The organism is Ignavibacteriales bacterium (genome assembly GCA_015709675.1).
GTDB lineage: Bacteria > Bacteroidota > Ignavibacteria > Ignavibacteriales > Ignavibacteriaceae > H2-BAC3.
Map to the genome: position 1 here is coordinate 3,430,799 of CP054182.1, position 18,628 is coordinate 3,449,426.

The 18,628-nt window shown below is 45.1% G+C and carries 14 protein-coding genes; 10 read left to right on the forward strand and 4 right to left on the reverse strand.

The annotated features are described in order from the left end of the window. Positions 1-318 precede the first annotated feature (318 nt). From HRU80_13415 to HRU80_13460, 10 genes are all read left to right on the forward strand, one after another. Positions 319-573: a PqqD family protein gene (locus tag HRU80_13415; protein ID QOJ29815.1), complete on the forward strand. Its 255-nt coding sequence runs from the start codon at positions 319-321 to the stop codon at positions 571-573. Beyond that, entirely contained in the window at positions 570-1,616 is a 1,047-nt protein-coding gene (locus tag HRU80_13420; protein ID QOJ29816.1) for an ATP-grasp domain-containing protein, read from the forward strand. The genes HRU80_13415 and HRU80_13420 overlap by 4 nt, the downstream gene beginning before the upstream one ends. Continuing rightward, on the forward strand, positions 1,609-2,952 hold the full coding sequence (locus HRU80_13425; protein QOJ29817.1) for an alanine racemase: 1,344 nt from the start codon (positions 1,609-1,611) through the stop codon (positions 2,950-2,952). Before HRU80_13420 ends, HRU80_13425 begins: the two co-directional genes overlap by 8 nt. After that, positions 2,949-5,093, forward strand: coding sequence for an urea transporter (locus tag HRU80_13430; GenBank protein ID QOJ29818.1), 2,145 nt, complete (start codon positions 2,949-2,951; stop codon positions 5,091-5,093). The genes HRU80_13425 and HRU80_13430 overlap by 4 nt, the downstream gene beginning before the upstream one ends. Next, positions 5,090-5,716 (forward strand): hypothetical protein, encoded by a 627-nt coding sequence (locus tag HRU80_13435; protein ID QOJ29819.1) that lies wholly within the window; start codon positions 5,090-5,092, stop codon positions 5,714-5,716. Before HRU80_13430 ends, HRU80_13435 begins: the two co-directional genes overlap by 4 nt. Continuing rightward, positions 5,706-6,557: a hypothetical protein gene (locus tag HRU80_13440; protein QOJ29820.1), complete on the forward strand. Its 852-nt coding sequence runs from the start codon at positions 5,706-5,708 to the stop codon at positions 6,555-6,557. The genes HRU80_13435 and HRU80_13440 overlap by 11 nt, the downstream gene beginning before the upstream one ends. Positions 6,558-7,152: 595 nt before the next feature. Continuing rightward, the gene (locus HRU80_13445; protein ID QOJ29821.1) at positions 7,153-8,349 is read left to right on the forward strand and encodes an anhydro-N-acetylmuramic acid kinase; all 1,197 of its coding nucleotides are present in this window, start codon (positions 7,153-7,155) and stop codon (positions 8,347-8,349) included. Continuing rightward, positions 8,346-9,233, forward strand: a complete 888-nt coding sequence (locus HRU80_13450; protein ID QOJ30556.1) for an SDR family oxidoreductase — start codon at positions 8,346-8,348, stop codon at positions 9,231-9,233. The genes HRU80_13445 and HRU80_13450 overlap by 4 nt, the downstream gene beginning before the upstream one ends. A 3-nt stretch (positions 9,234-9,236) precedes the next feature. Continuing rightward, positions 9,237-10,106, forward strand: coding sequence for a deoxyribonuclease IV (locus HRU80_13455; protein ID QOJ29822.1), 870 nt, complete (start codon positions 9,237-9,239; stop codon positions 10,104-10,106). Between the two features lie 104 nt (positions 10,107-10,210). Next, positions 10,211-12,913 carry a M6 family metalloprotease domain-containing protein gene (locus HRU80_13460; protein QOJ29823.1) on the forward strand — a complete coding sequence of 901 codons (2,703 nt, stop codon included), beginning with the start codon at positions 10,211-10,213 and terminating at the stop codon, positions 12,911-12,913. A gap of 576 nt (positions 12,914-13,489) precedes the next feature. Here HRU80_13460 and HRU80_13465 read toward each other — a convergent pair. The 4 genes from HRU80_13465 to nrfH all read right to left on the reverse strand — a co-directional run bounded on the left by HRU80_13465 (position 13,490) and on the right by nrfH (position 18,604). After that, entirely contained in the window at positions 13,490-15,055 is a 1,566-nt protein-coding gene (locus tag HRU80_13465) for a T9SS type A sorting domain-containing protein (protein ID QOJ29824.1), read from the reverse strand. Between the two features lie 180 nt (positions 15,056-15,235). Further along, positions 15,236-16,489, reverse strand: coding sequence for an alginate export family protein (locus HRU80_13470; protein QOJ29825.1), 1,254 nt, complete (start codon positions 16,487-16,489; stop codon positions 15,236-15,238). Between the two features lie 20 nt (positions 16,490-16,509). Next, positions 16,510-17,979 carry an ammonia-forming cytochrome c nitrite reductase gene (nrfA, locus tag HRU80_13475; protein ID QOJ29826.1) on the reverse strand — a complete coding sequence of 490 codons (1,470 nt, stop codon included), beginning with the start codon at positions 17,977-17,979 and terminating at the stop codon, positions 16,510-16,512. 31 nt (positions 17,980-18,010) lie between these two features. Further along, positions 18,011-18,604, reverse strand: coding sequence for a cytochrome c nitrite reductase small subunit (gene nrfH / locus HRU80_13480; GenBank protein ID QOJ29827.1), 594 nt, complete (start codon positions 18,602-18,604; stop codon positions 18,011-18,013). Between the last annotated feature and the right edge of the window lie 24 nt (positions 18,605-18,628).

The following is an 18,628-nucleotide window of genomic DNA, read 5'->3' on the forward strand; positions in this document are numbered from 1 at the left end:
GGAAGTCAAAATCATTCGTCCTCTGCTCCGGCAAAATCCCTCCGGAGATTCAGCTGCCCATTCCCAGGCAATACCAAGTTGCAATTCCTCAGAACCAGCAACTGCCTTCGGTTGACGGATTTCCTTATTTTCCATCCTGTTATTTAATGTAATCTGTCTAAGGAATGGGTTTTTATGAAAAATTTTGCTTGGTATGCCTGTTCCAGACGCTTTATACGTTGTACCAGACAGGTAAAATGACTGAAAACCTGCCGGAAACCCCCTTTTTGGTCTGGCACGCAGATTGCTATTCATATTGAAAACATAAACGAGGTTTCAATGTCAACATTTTTTATCCCCGAGAATTTAGCAGTGAGCGATTCCGGATTCCTTTTTCTCCCCAATACCGGCGAAACTTTTTCACTGAACGAAATGGGACGGGTTATCTTCCGCATGCTTCAGCAGAAAAGAAGCGAAGAAGAAATCATCGCGGAAATCTGTTCTGAATATCAGGTTGACCGTTCTATTGTATCACGCGATGTGGATGATTTTGTTTCACAGCTTAAAAACTATTCCCTTATAAAGGTAGCATGAATATCGCAGTAACCGGCCTTAACGCCACAGACAATCCGGGTCCGGGTGTACCCGTCATCCGCTGCCTCAGGGAGCAGGATGAATTCACCCCGCGGCTTATAGGGCTTAACTACGATGCCCTGGAGCCGGGTATCTATATGGATGATATCGCCTCAGCTAACTACTTTATTCCCTACCCGTCAAACGGGCTGGAAAATCTTTTTGAGCGGCTGATGTACATCCATTCAAAAGAGAAGCTGGATATTATCATCCCCACGCTGGACTCAGAACTCTACGGCTTTATCAAGCTGCAGGACCGCCTGAGGGCAGCAGGCATTGAAACCTATCTCCCCCGCATTGACTCTCTCAACTGGCGCGGTAAGGACAAACTCTTTGACTTCTGCAAAGCCAATGACATCTCCTTTCCGAAAAATGAAGTGGTCACCAATGAAAAAGACCTTCGTCAGAAAGCAAAAGAGCTCGGCTATCCGGTTGTGGTCAAGGGCATTTTTTATGAAGCATATATATCGCATAACGAGGAAGAACTTGAGGGGCACTACAGGAAACTAGTAAACAAATGGGGCTTCCCGATCATTCTTCAGGAATATATAAAAGGGGACGAGTTTAATGTTTGCGCGCTCGGGGATGGCGAAGGAGAGACCGTCGGCGCGGTGGCCATGAGAAAATTGTATATAACCGACAAAGGCAAAGGCTGGGCAGGAGTAAGCATCAGTGATGAAGAACTGCTTTCGCTGACCTATAAAACCATCCGGAAGATGAAATGGCGCAGCGGAATGGAGCTTGAATTCATGAAATCAAAAAAGGATGGAAAGTTTTATCTGCTCGAGATTAACCCCCGGTTCCCTGCATGGGTTTATCTGACCAAAGCAGCAGGGCTTAATCTGCCTCACCTGATGGTCAAACTGATCAAAGGGGAAAAATTCACCTATCCCAAGGAGTTTGAAATCGGCAAAATGTTTGTCCGCTGCTCGTGGGATTTAATCACTGACATGAAACAATTTGAAAATATTACCGTAAACGGAGAGATGACGAACAATGGCTAAGAGATATGAAAAACCGGTTATCACAAGACATCAGTCTGGTTTGATGAATAAGATTGGGGCAGCACCGCTGATCGCTCCGAGAACAGAAATTGACGGCGTCCCCGTCACCAAATTAGTTGAAGAGTTTGGCAGTCCGCTTTTTGTCCTTTCAGAAAAGAAGATGCGGCAAAATCAGAGAAACTTTTACCGCGTGTTTAAGACCCGTTATCCGAAGGTTCAGTTTGCATGGTCGTATAAAACCAATTACCTGAATGCAGTCTGCAAAGTGTTTCATTCAGAAAACTCCTGGGCTGAGGTAGTATCAGAATTTGAATATGACAAAGCGCTGCGGCTTGGCGTAAGCGGTGACCACATCATCTTCAACGGTCCGGACAAAAGCGATGAAGCGCTGCTCAAAGCAGTAAAGAACCACTCAAAGATTCACATTGACCATTTTGATGAGCTTTATTCGCTGATTGAAATCACCGAGCGTGAGAACCTGCAGGCAGATGTTGCTATCCGCATCAACATGGATACCGGTATATATCCCCTCTGGGACCGCTTCGGCTTCAACTATGAAAACGGCGAAGCATGGCAGGCAATAAAGCGTATTATTGCGGCGAAGCATCTAAACCTGACCGGACTCCATACCCACATCGGCACCTATATCATGAGCGCTGATGCGTATAAAATTGCTGCAACCAAATTAGCCGGCCTTATGAAAAGCATCAGGGACGAGTTCAACATCCTTCTTGAATATCTTGATCTCGGCGGCGGCTTTGCTTCCAACAATACCCTGCTTGGCCAGTATCTCCCCGCAGAGCAGATGGTTCCGGGCATTGAGCAGTTCGCCGATGCAATCTCAGCCGGCATATTCGAATTCAATTTCAGAAATGATGAACTCCCCCTGCTCATCCTTGAAACCGGCCGCGCTCTGGTTGATGATACCGGATTCCTTATTACCAGCGTGCTTGCCAACAAACGCCTTTCAACAGGAAAGAAAGCCGTGATCATCGATGCAGGAGTAAACATTCTCTTCACCAGTTTCTGGTATAAACACAAGATACAGCCGGCGCAGGAAACGGGCATCCATACCGAAGATACCGCGCTTTACGGCCCGCTCTGCATGAATATAGACTGCGTACGGGAGTCGATTGTTCTTCCTTCTCTGAATAAGGGAGACAAACTGGTTATTGAATATGTGGGTGCTTATGATATGACGCAGTGGATGCAGTTCATCGCCATGCGGCCAAATGTGGTGATGATCATGGAAGACGGAAAAGTAGAACTGATAAGAAAGTCAGAGAATCTTGACTATATCCTGGACCGCGAAGTAATGCCGGAACAGCTCAAGTGAATATTCTCTATAAAAACAGGCATCTGAAAGGTCTGCTGCTCTCCTACGCGCAGATCTTTTTCAGCTCGAATGCGGCATTCGGCGCAGGACTGATGATAACCACGTTCATTAATCCCGCAGCGGGTCTGACGGCCATGCTGAGCGCTCTCGTGGTTAACCTGATTGCAGAGGCTGCAGGATATGACAAAGACCGTATTGCGTCAGGATTCTATGGCTTTACCGGATTCCTCCTCGGGGCCGGTTACAGCTATTTCTTTGTCCCCTCACTGCAGGGCTATCTCTATCTTGCCGTTTTGCTTGCGGCATCGGTATATATATCAGCCTTCATGCAGAATTATATCTACAACAGCCTCAAAACAGGCGCTTTCACGCTTCCGTTTCTGATTGCGTTTTATCTGCTGTTTGCAATTTTGCTGTATTCAGGCCAGCAGATGCAGGACTGGACGTATGAAGCAGATCCCTTTTCTCTGAACCTGTTTCTTGAGATCTACTTCAAGTCACTGGGCTTTATTCTGCTTCAGAAGGAACTGATTACCGGAATCGCAATAGCAGCATTGCTGCTGATATACAGCCGGGTGTTATTCGCGCTGAGTCTGCTTGCTTATGGTGTGGCGTTTCTGCTCGGTTATATAATGCATGCTGATATCAATGAAGGTGTGATGATCTTTGCCGGATTCAATTCCATTCTCACAGCATTTGCCGTTGGAGGATGTATGGTGATTCCCTCACGAAGCAGTCTGATAACCGGATTCTTCGGAGTAATCCTTGCATCATTTATCACCGTGCTCTCGTACGATCTGTTCTCCGGAATTGGTCTCCCGATTCTGGTATTGCCGTTTAATATCGCTGCAATCATCATCCTTTCGGCACTCTATTACAGAACAAACGGACTTCATCCGCAGCTCCTCTACTTTCTTCCCGGCTCACCGGAAGAAAATCTTTATTACCATCTTACCAGAAGATCTCGGTTTGAAAAATTTAAATACTATTTTCCCGAACTGCCTTTTTATGGTGAATGGTCAGTTTCGCAGGGTGTGAATGGCAGCATTACACATAAAAATGCATGGGGGTTTGCATGGGACTTTGTTATTACTGATAAAAAACAGTCGCAGTTTGATAATCACGGTTATGAACTGAAAGATTACTACTGCTACGACGCCCCCGTTACCGCACCGCTTGATGGCCGTGTTGTTGAGGTAATTAATACCGTGCCTGAAAATATCATCGGTGAGGCAAACCTGAAGAATAACTGGGGAAATACAATCATTATTGATCACTATGAAGGGCTCTACAGTGCGCTTTGCCATCTGAAGCAAAACTCTGCCAAGGTTTCTCCCGGTGACTATGTAAAAAAAGGAGACATCATTGCTTCCTGCGGCAATAGCGGCAGATCCCCCTATCCGCATCTGCATTTTCAGTTTCAGCTAACACCGAAGATCGGTGAAAAAACCTATTACTATCCGCTCAGTCACTTTGTTGAACAGACTGAAAAGGGCTGGCTATTAAAGAATTTTGACAGCCCGGCTGAAGGGGCAGTAGTAAGTAATCTGGAAGCGGACCGTATGATGACTTCTGCTTTCCACTTTTCCCTGGGTGATGCCATAACGGTTAAAGGAAAAGTTAAGGGGAAAGAAAAAAAGGAAACCTGGACCGTGCATGTTACCATATATAATGAGCTTTACCTGCTTTCCACTTCGGGAGATATTGCCTATATCTACAACACCGGAAAAGTATTTTATCTTTCAAATTATGTGGGCTCCAAAAGCAGTCTGATCTATTACTTCTATCTCGCCTCATTGCAGGTTCCGCTCACGGCTAAGGAACATCTTCACTGGTCAGATAAATTCTCCCCTGCCCATTACCCTGACTCACTGCAGAGAATACTGAGTGAGGCTTTTGTTTTCTTCTACAATAAAATTGAAGCAGAAAGTTCATTTATCCTTCACAAGCCGCAGCCGGATATGGTAAAAATCGAGTCAGATATTCACCTGAAATCCATGCTCAGTACTCAGGAAAAGAAAAGATATAAAACCAGTCTGATTGTAACAAAATCAAGGGGAATAAGCAGTATAGCCATTTACAAAGACAGCACTCCTGTTGCTGAACTTGAAATAACAGAATATGAAAGGAATACCTTATGAAAAAGTATATCATCACCGGCCTGCTCGCGCTGAGCATTGTTGTGGCAGGGAGCACCCTGCTGCAATCACAGACAGCTAAAATTAAAGCATTCAACGAGTCTGTGCAGTATGAAAAGAATAAAAACTATCAGCAGGCGCTTTCGGTTCTCGAAAAGATTTATTCCGATAACGCAAAGGATTACTTTGTTAACCTGCGGATGGGATGGCTTTATTACAATTTGCAGAGCTATGATAAATCAGAAAAATATTACCGTCTTGCAGCCGAGATTAACAGCAAATCAGTTGAAGCAATGATTGGGCTCACCTATCCGCTCGCAGCTAAGGAGCAATGGAAAGAAGTTGAGTCCCTGTATCAGAAAATCCTGAAAATTGATGGTATGAACTATACAGCAAATCTGCGGCTTGGTCAGATGTACCTCTACCGCGCTGACTACACCGGTGCAAAAAAATATCTTGAACGTATTTATTACGTTTATCAGAGTGATTACGAACTGAATCTGTATTTCGGCTGGGTGATGTATTATCTCGGCGATAAGAACAACGCGCGCGAAATGTTCACCCGTGTGCTCATGCAGAACAGCAAAGATGCCTCAGCAAACGAAGGATATAATCTTGTTAAATAAAAAACCCCTCCGTCTCTTCTTTTTCATTGCTGCGCTATTGTTGTCGCATAATGAAAGTGCCGCGCAGACTGTATATACTTCCCCTTCACTCTTTGTTTCATCTGGTGATTACTCTACCGGCAGAACTTCTTCGGGGACAGAATTCTTCCTCCCCATTACCTTCAACGGACAGTACACCGTTGGAGGAGGATTTTCCTCAGTCCTGCTTAAGGAGACTGACTGGGAGTATCAGCAGACGCTCATTCCGCTGAGTGCCGGCTATTTTTCCTATCCCTGGCAGGGGCGCATTGCCTATGCATCACTCACCGGTAAATATGATTATAAACCGGCTCAGGGTTATAACTATAAAGACAAAGGAAATATCTTTTCAGGGGAAGTTCACTACTGGGATAATTATGACAACTTCGGACTGCACTACGCGTACCACGAGTATAAAGGCATTTTAACTTCAGACAGTCTGAGACAGTTAACCGTGCAGCAGATTCAGGCACGGTATGAGTTTGTGATCATTCCGGAGTTATATCTTTCACTGCGCCCCGGAGCAAGTCTGCTTTCCGATGACAGGAATCTCTATTACTTTGGAGCAAAACTGCATTATTTTCCGCTGCCGGAATTAATAATCAGAACGGGCGGTTTTATTGGCAAGCGGGCTTATTACTTTGATAATGATACATTTACCCTGTTTAATCAGTATAAAACGCAAAAATCGCAGGTATTTATTCAGGCAGAATATTTCCCGATGCTGAACCTGAAACTTACCGCTGGATTTCAGACTACACAATTTGAAGGATATAATATAAACTATATTTACGGAGGAGTGAGTATTCCAGTGTTGTTTTAGTTCTAAAAGGGCCCCGAAGATTCATGGTGATATTATTTCCCGATCAGATAGCACCGGATAATGTCATCCCTTCGGGATTTTATTGATTTCCTGATGATGCTTCTCTACAGTAATTTCATCCCTTCGGGATTTTCTGTGAACCCGCAGCGCGAGTGACCCGTTAATAACACGACCATAAAAATAAAATTTGAACCCACAGCGCGGGTGACCCACTAATAGAGCAACAAACCAAAGACAGCTAAGGAACCCGCAACGCGGGTGACCCGTTAATAGAGCAGCAAACCAGAGACAGCTATGGAACCCGCGGAGCGGGTGACCCGCTAATAACACAACCAGTGACCCGTTAATAACACTACCAGTGACCCGTTAATAACACTACCATCAAAAAATAAATGTTGAACCCCGAGAATCGGGGTGACCCATTAATAGCACCAAAACCAAAAAATAAACTTCTGAACCCGCAGAGCGGGTGACCGGTTAATAACGCGACCATCAAAAAAAGTAAATTCTAAAACCCCAGCGCGGGGAACCCACTATCGAACCTTCCCACTTTTCATTTTATTTGTAACTTTGCACTTACACAATTTCAATTATCATGAAAACCATAAAAGACCTTAACCGCATTTCAGAAAAGAAAACCCGCACCATCGTGGGGATGATGTCAGGCACCTCACTTGACGGCATTGATGTCTCCCTCTTCCGTGTGAGGGGAACCGGAAGTTCATCAAAACTCACAGTACTTAAAAACAGATCATTTCAGTTCCCCAAAGGGATGCAGGAAATGGTTCTGAAAAACTCCGAAACCGGGGGAGGAAATGTTACTGATATCTGCCGGCTTAATTTTATGGTGGCTAATGTCTATTCTGACTGCATCCTTAAAACGATCCGCTCAGCAGGTCTGACCACGAAAGATGTTGACCTCATCGGCTCACATGGGCAGACCATCCATCATATGCCGATTGAGGGGAAAATGTTCGGAGTGTCTGCTGCTTCAACTCTGCAGATTGGTGACCCTGCTGTTATAGCCAAGAAAACCGGTATCATTACCGTCGGCGATTTCAGAACCGGTGATATTGCCCTCGGCGGTCAGGGTGCCCCGCTCATCCCTTATTTTGATTATATACTCTACTCATCAAAAAAGAAGAACCGTGCTCTGCTAAATATCGGCGGTATCTCAAATATGACCGTACTTCCTGCAAATGGGAAGAGCAGTGATGCAATAGCATTTGATACCGGTCCGGGCAATATGCTTATTGATTACCTGACAAAAAAATTTTTCAACCAGCCGTATGACAAAAATGGCAAGATAGGTTTTTCCGGCACCGTTCAGAGGCAGATTGTTGATTTCATTCTTGAAAAAGACAGTAACCTTGCCATGAAGCCGCCAAAGTCTTCGGGACGGGAGTTCTACGGAAAAACTCTGCTAAATGAAATTGTAAAAAAATTCAAAAAAGCAAATCCTGAAGATCTTATCTCCTCTGTATCGTTTTATACTGCCTGCTCGGTATATCTTAATTACAAGCGGTATATAGAGAAGAAAACCGCAGTTCAGGAAATCATTGTCAGCGGCGGTGGCAGCAGGAATCTCTTTATCCTTGCAATGCTTCAGGAGCTTTTTGGTGATACTGTTCTTGTAACCACCTCAAGGGCAATCGGGTTGAATCCTGACTTCAAAGAAGCACTTTGCTTTGGCATCTATGCAAACGAACTGATTGCAGGAAATCCGATAACGCTTCCTCAGGTTACGGGAGCTAAAGAGGCAACCCTTGCCGGAAAAATATGCCTGCCATAAAAGTATTAATTACAGGAGGCAGCGGGCTTCTCGGGCAATATCTGAATAAAACACTCAGCCAAAAGTTTGAGATACTCACCTGTTGGAACAAACATCAGGGAAATTGCACTAATTATCCGAACCTCCGTCTTGATCTTACAAACAATGATCAGATAACCGGAACGGTTAAAGAATTCCAGCCGGATGTTATTGTCCACGCTGCTGCTTTTGCCTCTCCCATCCTCCCGCCGGAGATAAGCAGGGCCTATGTTAATCAGGTGAATGTAACAGCCACTGCGCTGCTCGCCCGATTGGCACAGCAGGTCAGCGCAAGAATGATATATACCTCAACCGACCTGGTCTATGCCGGGTACCGCGGCTCCATGCTTACTGAATCCGCAAAACTGGTTCCCCTTTCACTCTATGCTGAGACAAAGTTAATCGGCGAGGGTAAAGTGGCCCGCGAGTGCGAAAATCATGTTATACTCCGCACATCTCTCATGTATGGCATCGGGCTTAATCATGCTGTCTCGCACTTCACCGGAATGGTGAAGTCACTGAAAGAAGGAAAACCGGTAAAACTGTTTACCGACCAGATACGCACCCCTCTTTCGTATGCAGATGCAGCGAGGATGATTGGCGAAGTAATTTCTCAACTTGAAATAAAAGGTATATATAACTTCGGCGGAAAAGACCGGCTCAACCGTTTTGAGATGGGAGAAATCCTCTGTAAGCTCGGTGGATTTGATACCTCTCTCCTCATCCCCTCCTCCTGCCGGGATATACCAAACTATCCGGCTGTTGAAGATGTTTCACTAAATACTGAAAAACTTGGAGCACACGGCATTAACGCGAACAGCTACGAACATCAGATAAAAACTTTGCTGAGCAGACTCTCTTATTAACTCATGAGTAAAGCCAAAAAGCAAAATCAGATTCTCGGAGCGCACACATCCACACAGGGGGGTGTGAGTGCGGCAGTAACACTCGCCAAGAAACTTGGTTTCACCGGAATGCAAATCTTCACCAAGAATAATAACCGGTGGGAAGCCAAACCTCTGGCAGAAGAAGAGATTACAAAATATAAATCGCTGATGAAAGAATCAGAAATCAAGTATGTTGTCTCCCATGACTCTTACCTGATTAACCTTTGTGCTAAGGATGAAACGCTTCTGGAGAAATCACGTACTGCATTTATCGACGAGCTCCAACGCTGCGAACAGCTTGGCATTACCCATCTGAATTTTCATCCGGGAGCACATGGCGGCATGGGAGAAAAGGAAGGAATCAGACTGATTGCTGACTCACTCAATTACTGCCATTCTCAAACACCCCGCTTTGAGGTAAAAAGTATGCTTGAACTTACTGCCGGTCAGGGCACCGCACTCGGCTCAACGTTTGAGCAGATAGCAGAGATCATCTCACTGGTTAAAGCAAAAAAACGAATGTGCGTCTGCATTGATACCGCACATATCTTCGCTGCGGGATATGACATCAGAGATAAAAAGAATTATCGCAGCGTGATGAAGCATTTTAATGAAATCATCGGGGCTGAGCTTTTACAATGCTATCATCTGAACGATTCCAAAAAAGAACTCGGCTCACGGGTTGACCGTCACGAGCATATTGGTAAAGGTCATATCGGGCTTGAGGGTTTCAGAAATATCATGAATGACGAGCAGTTTCTCCATGTCCCTAAAATCCTTGAAACCCCAAAGGGCAAAAAGCAGCTTGAGGATCTGGAAAATCTGAGCGTCTTGCGAAGTCTCATTAAATAAAAAGCCAGGTCATTCTCTCCCCCCTCTGTTATTCCGTAATTTTTCTCTAATTTCCGCTTTCTTTCGTAAAAATTTCTATTCATACATCATTAAGGATCTGCCACTTGAGCCCAAGATCAGGTATTCTTTTGTTTTTTATTTGTCTGAGTATCAGCGTTTCCGCTATCATTCCTCCGGCACCGGGAGTTAAAACGGATGAGAATTTCCGTAAAGCAAAACTGGAAATTGAAAAATCCTATAAAGGAGGTTACTTTGCTTCCTACTTTCAGAAAAAAGCTGAAATAAGGGAGAAAGTCTCGCGGGGAATTCTTCCCGCCTCTGCTCTTACCATTGATACCGTATTCGCCCTCACATTGCTCGGCAAATATTCTGATTATAACCCGATCTACTCTGCTCAGTCAATGCAGAATCAGATTTTTGACGGACCAACCGCAACCGGCAGCGGCACTGTTACCGATTATTATCGTGAAGTTTCTTATAACCAGATGCATTTCACCGGCTCATGCAAAGGGTGGTACAGCGTTCCGGGAACCATGGCTTCTTATGTAGGAAATAATTCCGGACTCGGTGTTCAGGGCGGCCCCCGGTTTGTGAAGGAACTTATTCAGGCATCAGATGGCGATATTAATTACGCAGACTATATACAATATTATGACACACAGGGAAATCCAAGAATCGGATTCATTGCTGTTGTGCATACAGGGGCTGATGCTGCTGCAGGGGCAAATAACATCTGGTCACACCGCTGGACCTTCACCGTTGCAAATAACGGTCAGCCGTATACAACCAATGATATTGATCCCGTTTCAGGCCGTGCGGTTATCATTGATGGTGACTATGCCATTCAACCGGAGTTAAAAGGAAATAATAATTCAAACGGAGCCATCATAGATATCGGCGTTTTTGCTCATGAGTTCGGACATATTTTCGGACTGCCTGATTTGTATGATACCGACAACTCCTCTGCCGGACTTGGCAACTGGTGCCTCATGGCAGGAGGCTCATACGGCGGAGACGGTTCATCAGCTCATCTTCCGGTGCACATGAGTGCTTGGTGTAAAAAAGAGATGGGATGGGTCAATATTCAAAACGTGACTGGTAAACTGACTGACTTCGAAATGGCAAGTACTACAGAGAATCCTGTAGTGCTCAGGATGTGGCGCTCTGGTCAGGCAACCGGTGCTGAATATTTTCTTGTTGAAAACCGGCAGAAAACCGGATTTGACAGCCGCCTGTATAATCCCGGATTGCTTATATATCATATAGATGAAACCCAGGGGGGTAATTCAAATGAAAACCGCCGTCTGGTTGACCTTGAGCAGGCGGACGGACTGCGCGGCCTTAATACTTCGAGCGCACGTGGCGACGGCGGAGATCCGTTTCCCGGCTCAACGAACAACACAAGATTTGACCGCCTCTCAAATCCAAACTCCAATGCTTATACATCGGGTGCCACCCATGTATCGGTGAGAAATATCAGGCAATCAGGCAGCAAAATGATTGCCGATTATGATGTAGGAACTGTTCCCTATTTAAACTTCACAGGCCTTTCGCTTTCAGAAGTTACGCCGGAAGACGGCAGAGTCTCACAGGGTGAAACAGGAAATATCTCCGTATCAATTTCAAATATTGAACCGGTAGCAGGACAAAATATTCAGGTGCAGATTTCAGTTGATGACCCCGGTATTGAGGTGCTGAATGCATCAGAAACCGGCACGGTGAATGCACTTTCCGGTCAGACAATTACCATTCCTTCCGCAATCAGAGTAAAACCGGAATTTGAAAGCAAGATGATCACGGTTAAATATACCATTACTTCATCCGGCAATATAATTAAGGACAGCATACGAGTTCCCGCGGGCAAACCGTCTGTGCTGTTTGTTTCACGTTCTGAGTCCCCTGCCCATTCAGCGTATTATGATACAGCGTTTGCATACTCTGCGGTGAATGCAGAATTGGATTTTACAGCATCGCCAAAGTTTTATTCTGAAAGAAATATTATTATCTATTCGACCGGCAACAAGAAGGACTCATTATTTACAGCGGAAGAAATAGATTCACTTTCCGCTTTCCTAAACAACGGAGGCCGGCTGCTGCTCACCGGGCAGAATATTGCTGAATACCTTAAATCAGCTTTTCCCGGATTCCTCCATGATGTAATCGGCGCACGCTGGGTAAAAAATAATAACCAGCTCGCAAAAAATGTCTACGGAATATCCTCTGACCTGCTCGGAGCCAATATTTCGTATATACGCTTCAATGGCACCGACGGCGCAGGTAATGAGCGGTCAACTGACGTCCTGGCCGACACCAATGGTTTCAACATTGCTTTCTCATACAAAAACACCAGTGTTGAAGGAGCCGGCGGATGGAAGCGAAACCCTGATACCGGATCAAAAATCATTCTGCTGGGCTTCGGTTTCGAAAGCATTCATAATTACGAATCTTCCATGACAAGGAATCAGATTATGCGCACCCTGCTCACCTGGCTGGATGTTCCGACTTCAATAGAGCAGGATCTGGCATCATCACTCATTGCTGATTATGAGTTATCACAAAATTATCCGAATCCCTTTAATCCTTCAACAACGATAAGATATACTGTCCCTGATGCAGTGAAAGCATCATTTCTGCTTTATAATGCAAACGGCGAGCAGATTGCCGAACTCTTTAATGGTGAAATACAGGCCGGGGCAGGAAGCATGGAACTGAATGCCGGCAAATATAATCTTGCCAGCGGTATATATTTTGTCAGGATGATTTCGGGCAGTTTTTCTAAAACCATTAAAATTACCCTGCTAAAATAATTGATAATGGATAGCGGAGAATGGAAAATGAAAATTTTCCATTCTCCAATTTTTTATGCTTCAGACAGATTAAGCAGAGTTCATTTTGGCGGTTTGTAGATTCAAGCTGCTAATCGGTCATACGCTACGCGCATTTCATTCAACCCGCAGAGCGGGTGACCCATTAATAGCACACAACATAACAAAAACACCAATGCAACCCGCGTAGCGGGTGACCCATTATTTATTCGACATTATTCGCGGGGTCATACGCTACGCGCATTCAAAGGAGAATTGGGGCTGTACCATTTTCTATTAATCGGTCATACGCTACGCGCATTCCATTCAACCCGCGTAGCGGGTGACCCATTAATAGCATACAACACCACATAACCGCCAATGCAATCCGCATCGCGGGTGACCTCTGGAGTAACCTATATTCAACCTTCACCAATTAATATATAAAAAAAAATAAGACCACTGCCGATACCCCAACACCCTTTAAAACACAAAACCCCGGATTTACCGGGGTTCTGTGAATTCTTTTAGAATCTTAAACTATGACTGAAGCAATTCATACTTCATAATTCATAATTCTTATTTCATGAGTGACATTTTAATGCTCTGGCGGAATGCATTATCAGCTGTTTTCATGACAGCATAATAGATACCGCTGGTAAGACCGGTTGCATCAAAATTAACGGTATGTCTGCCTGCGGCAGTGAATCCGTTGTAAAGTTCAGTAACCTGCTGTCCGAGTGCATTATATACTGCGATTGTTACAACATTATCAGCCGGCAGATCAAAGGTGATCGCGGTTGAAGGGTTGAACGGATTGGGATAGTTTTGATGAATTGCATAGGCATCAGCAGCAAACACTGTGCTTACTTCAATTTCATCGCTGTATTCATACTGTCCGCCGAAGTCAATCTGTTTCAGACGGTAGTAAATTTTTTCAGCGTTAAGGCCGCTGATATCGTCAGCAAAAACGTATTCAGCGCGTTCGGTTGTGGTTCCCATTCCTGATTTGAATCCAACAACGGCAAATTCACCTTCTTCACCAACTTTACGCTGAACTTCAAATCCCTGATTGTTGGTTTCTGATGCGGTAACCCAGTTAAGATTAACCGTTTTGCCTGAAACAGCAGCAGTAAATGAAGTGAGTTCAACCGGCACAACCATGAAATAACGTAAAAGCTGTCCGCCATTACCGCCAACCAGAACTTTATAGCTATTGGCATTAACAACGAAAACTTTTGGCATAACTGAGGATGAGAATCCTAAAGGAAGTGTTTCTGCAGCCCAGGTAACTCCGCCGTCCTGAGTTCTCCAGAGACCGGTTGAAGTAGCAGCCCAGCCGATGTTTGTGCCGGGGAGGAATTCAAGTCCTCTCGTAAGACCAATTGAAGGGGTGGTAGCACCAAAAGAGATACCGCCATCAGTGCTTCTGCCAAGTGAATTGGTTGCCTGCCAGTAACCGACCAGACCAATTCCGGTAGCACTGTTAAAAGCCAGCGAACCGGTGAATTGATTGTTGGCTGTAGCAAAGGTCCATGGACCATCAACACCATTTGCTGAACGGTAAACACGGTTTGCAAGCGTAGCGCCAGATGCGCCGCCTGTACCAAACCATAAGGTGTTGCCAATGCTGTAATAGCTGGAATTAGCGCCAAACACATTGGTTGCAGGAGCTGCGGGCCTGTTTGATGCTAATGCCCATGTTGCGCCTGCATCTGTTGATTTAACAATGTGAAAACTGCCATCGGTAGGATCGGATTGTGCCCAGAGAAGAGTTGAGCTCAAATTATCAACAGAGTTAAACCAGGCACCGGTTGCAGTATAAACCTGTGTCCAGTTGGTACCGCCGTTTGTTGTTCTGAAAATTGCACCATTTCCTGAGGCAGGGCCGGTAACCACAACAGCAGTTGTAGCGCTAAGACCGGCAATGGAATATGCTGCAGCGCCGACAGATCCCGCGGCAGTGAATGTCATACCGCCGTCCGTGGAGCGGGCAACTGCACCGTTTGCATCCACGATCCATGCAGTGTTTTCGTCAACCCAGTCCACTCCCCAGATGTCTCCGGTGAGACCGCTGGTCACTGCAATCCACTGTGCCTGAAGGCTGAATGAAAGTAAGAAAAGAAAAAGAAACAAGTTCTTCACAAGAACCTCCTGATATTAGTTGTTAAAGTTCAATTTTCTGCGAACTCTTACCCATGAACACAAAACCTTACTCAAAATTAACAATTTATTCTTCAATGTCAATGTGAAAAATAAAAAATGCCTGAAAAGGTTTTAAGGCCTTCCAGGCATTTAGAAAGACGGAAATGCTTCTCGCGCGGGTTAAAGCGCTGCTTTTATCATCAAATAGCTCCAAAATGAGGGATCCAGTTCCGTACTCCCCCCTTTGGCAAATCTGGTTTTCATCAGTTCACCGGGCAGGAATACTGAGCCGCCCCAAAAGAGATTTACTCCCTTAGTGACTGTGTACCTGATTGTCAGATCAAGTTCCTGTCCGAATACTGATTCTCCTGCTGCACTTTCTTCAGCGGATGCAAGATGATGAAACGCCGCGCTGTACAGAAAAGGAGAATTTTCAGGAGCATAATCGTAGTTCAGAAAAATATCCTGGAGTCCGAGATTTCCGGTATTTGCGGGAATTGAAGTAAAATAATCCATAAAGCCGTAAAATTTATGTCCGGTCCCGAACGCCGCGTCAAAAGAATTATACTTGGTAAGTTCAGTCGGATTTGTCCCCGAAAGAAGATCAATACCTGGTGTGAACTTTGAAGTACCCATGGAATACGCAGCGGAGACCGATACCAGATATGCAGATACATCTTTAGCGCCGATGGTACCGCCCTGATAGATGAATTCGACAACCGTGCTGAATGGTTTCATCATATAATTATGCTCGGCTCCGAGTGTATATCTGGCTAACTGCTGATCAATACCGTTAGGTACTTTCCTGTCGGATTCATAATATCCTTCCAGACTCAGAGTATTGCTTTCATTCAGTTTTCCTTTAACCGTTACGGCAATCATGTTTACTGAGGAATCTCTCAGTGCAGGATATACATACGAACCGGGAGTCGCGTTGGAAACATATTTCTCAACTTCATGAATATTAGCAATGATGAAGTCCGTTTTCCATGGCATATCAAGACTGAGCAGCAGCCCGTCATAGGAGCGCCCGATCGGACCCCAGTCACTGTTGCCAAACAGTCTTTCGTTGCCGAATGAATACTTGAATCTTCCTGCCTGAATGTCAAGCGGAAGCGCAAACACATCATTAAATCTGAGATACACCTGATGCATATCCACATTTGCCAGATAGGCTGACGTTGTTATTCCCTGTCCGAACGTGCGTGAATCCTGAAACTGTGCGAAGAAGGTTACTTTTTCGCCAAATGTTCTTGTTACACCAATGCGGGTACGCATGGTTGTAACGTATGAGGGGTAGGTTGTATTATAGAAATCACGGCCGTCAAGTTCTCCTCTCAGTTGAACGTCTCCGTTGAACTCCCAGGTTTTTGGGGATTCCTGTGCGTGCAGCATTGCAGCCGCTAAAAGAAAAACGATAAGTAAAGTTTTCATAACTCCTTCAAAAAAATTTGTTAATAAGATGCCTGCCGGGCTTCGGCTTTTTTATCCCATTCCTGGGGAACGGTCTTCAGGAATTCAGCTTTAGCTTCATTCAGTTTTTTCATATCAAGACCGATGTATGCCTGGGCTTTCTCCTTCGTTGTAAGATCCGGCAAAGTTATTGGGTATTTGATGCCAAGTTTCGATAAAAGGAGCGCAAGTTTTATCTGCGCTTCATGAGCTTTTTGAATAGATGAGGAAAGCACCCTGGCAGACTCCAGCGGTGCATGGAAAGCTGCTCCATGAGAAGCGGCCACATAGTCCCATCTCCACTGTGCGTGTCTGATGAGGGTGTGGATTTCTTTCATATCTTCTGTTTTAGCACCGGCATCAAGGGCAGTTTTTGCTTCAATATGTGCCTTAACAATTGCGTGTTCGGCAGCAGCAAGAAGCTCCGTAATCTTATCCTGTCTTTCATAGACGTTGTTTCGGAGTGTCTCTTCACTTTCGCGGTGGCAGACCTGGCAGGAACCGGAGATATTATTCAGCGGGCTCTGTATATGATGGTCAGTGAATTTTACTCCTCCTTCACTTTTGTAAGGCATATGACAGTCAGCGCATGAAACTCCGCGCTGTGCATGAATACCCATCTTGAAAACTTCATAATCAGGATGCTGTGCCTTAAGAATCGGGGTTTTACTCAGTGTGTGCACAAAATCCACATGTTCAACTTCATCGTAATATTTTTCCATATCCTCCACAGTCATACCGTCATCCCAGGGGAATGTAAGATATTTTTCTTCCTTGCCTTTAAAATAGTACTCAACATGACACTGCGCGCAGACCAGCGACCTCATCTCCTGATGGGTAGCTTTTGATATATCTTTTCCCATTCTGGTAAACGCTTCAGCAAGAGCAGGTCTGGTAATACGCAGATTCATTGATTTAGGATCGTGGCAATCCTGACATCCGATTGCATTTACCACCTCGGAGCCAAGGTCACTCCACTTTTGTTTATAGAAATTTGCAACCCCCATCTGATTCATCAGCCGCGGAACATCGGTGCTTTTACAGCTCCAGCAGGTAGCAGGCTGAGGTACATCGGTTCTCAGGGTATTGCGTATATCTTTGATTGCGTAATAATGTCCGCGCCCCTGATTATAATCACGGGAGAAGGCATATCCGGCCCAGAGTACCACCAGGTTGGGCTCTCTTTTAAGCATATCAACCATTGCTGATCCGCCGTATTTGCTTGCAAAGGATGTATCAAGGGTTTCAATATAGCTTTCATACTGACGAGGAAAAGCTTCACCCCAGACTTCATTGCGGGGTTCCCATTCTTTTATGGGTTTGGCGGCAAGCAGAAGATTCTGTGATTCACTTCTGCGTTCTATTATTGACGCGCCGAAAAGTCCGGCAAGAAAAACGACAACAACCGTCACACCAAAAAGAACCCATGCCATATAGGGCTTTTCACTTATAATGTCTTTAATTTTTTTCATGTTTTATCCTCTGATGATGTATATATAAAAATTATTGTTTTGTGCCCGAAAGATATTTTTTCATCCACTCAGGCATAACCGGCGTCAGTTCAGGAACTCTTGCCATCGGGTATGAAGAGAGACTGCTTACCCTTCCATGCGGCGTTTCGCGGTGGCATGACCAGCAAAGCTGAGCTTCCCCCTCCTTTGCTTCAGAGAAGGTTCCTGTTTTCAGCTTGGTATCGTGCAGGTATGAACCGTGGCATCTGATGCAGTTCTCCATTACCACCGCTGCTCCCATATCCTTTATACGGATAACCTCCGGCTCAAGACGCAGAGTAAACATCGTTGCGTGACGTGTTCCGTCCATTGCCTTGAAGAGGTACGTCCTGAAAAAATTGTCCTGCGGCACATGGCAATCATTGCAGGTCGCTACCCGTGCATGACTGCTCTTCTGCCATGAGGCAAATTGAGGTGTCATCACGTGGCAGTTCATGCAGGCTTCAGGACTGTCTGAGAGATATGAAACAGCATTTGATATACGGAAAATGACCAGACCAACTCCCGTGAGAACCGCCAGCATAAAAATGACCGGCACTTTCCAGCCGGAAGGGGGTGAGATGGCTGATAGGATTTTTTTTATCATATGATTTCCTTGATGATCTTCTGT

Coding starts and splice junctions, on each gene's coding strand:
- HRU80_13415 (QOJ29815.1), top strand. CDS start 319: ATGTCAACATTTTTTATCCCCGAGAATTTAGCAGTGAGCGATTCCGGA.
- HRU80_13420 (QOJ29816.1), top strand. CDS start 570: ATGAATATCGCAGTAACCGGCCTTAACGCCACAGACAATCCGGGTCCG.
- HRU80_13425 (QOJ29817.1), top strand. CDS start 1,609: ATGGCTAAGAGATATGAAAAACCGGTTATCACAAGACATCAGTCTGGT.
- HRU80_13435 (QOJ29819.1), top strand. CDS start 5,090: ATGAAAAAGTATATCATCACCGGCCTGCTCGCGCTGAGCATTGTTGTG.
- HRU80_13445 (QOJ29821.1), top strand. CDS start 7,153: ATGAAAACCATAAAAGACCTTAACCGCATTTCAGAAAAGAAAACCCGC.
- HRU80_13455 (QOJ29822.1), top strand. CDS start 9,237: ATGAGTAAAGCCAAAAAGCAAAATCAGATTCTCGGAGCGCACACATCC.
- HRU80_13470 (QOJ29825.1), bottom strand. CDS start 16,489: ATGAAAACTTTACTTATCGTTTTTCTTTTAGCGGCTGCAATGCTGCAC.
- nrfA (QOJ29826.1), bottom strand. CDS start 17,979: ATGAAAAAAATTAAAGACATTATAAGTGAAAAGCCCTATATGGCATGG.
- nrfH (QOJ29827.1), bottom strand. CDS start 18,604: ATGATAAAAAAAATCCTATCAGCCATCTCACCCCCTTCCGGCTGGAAA.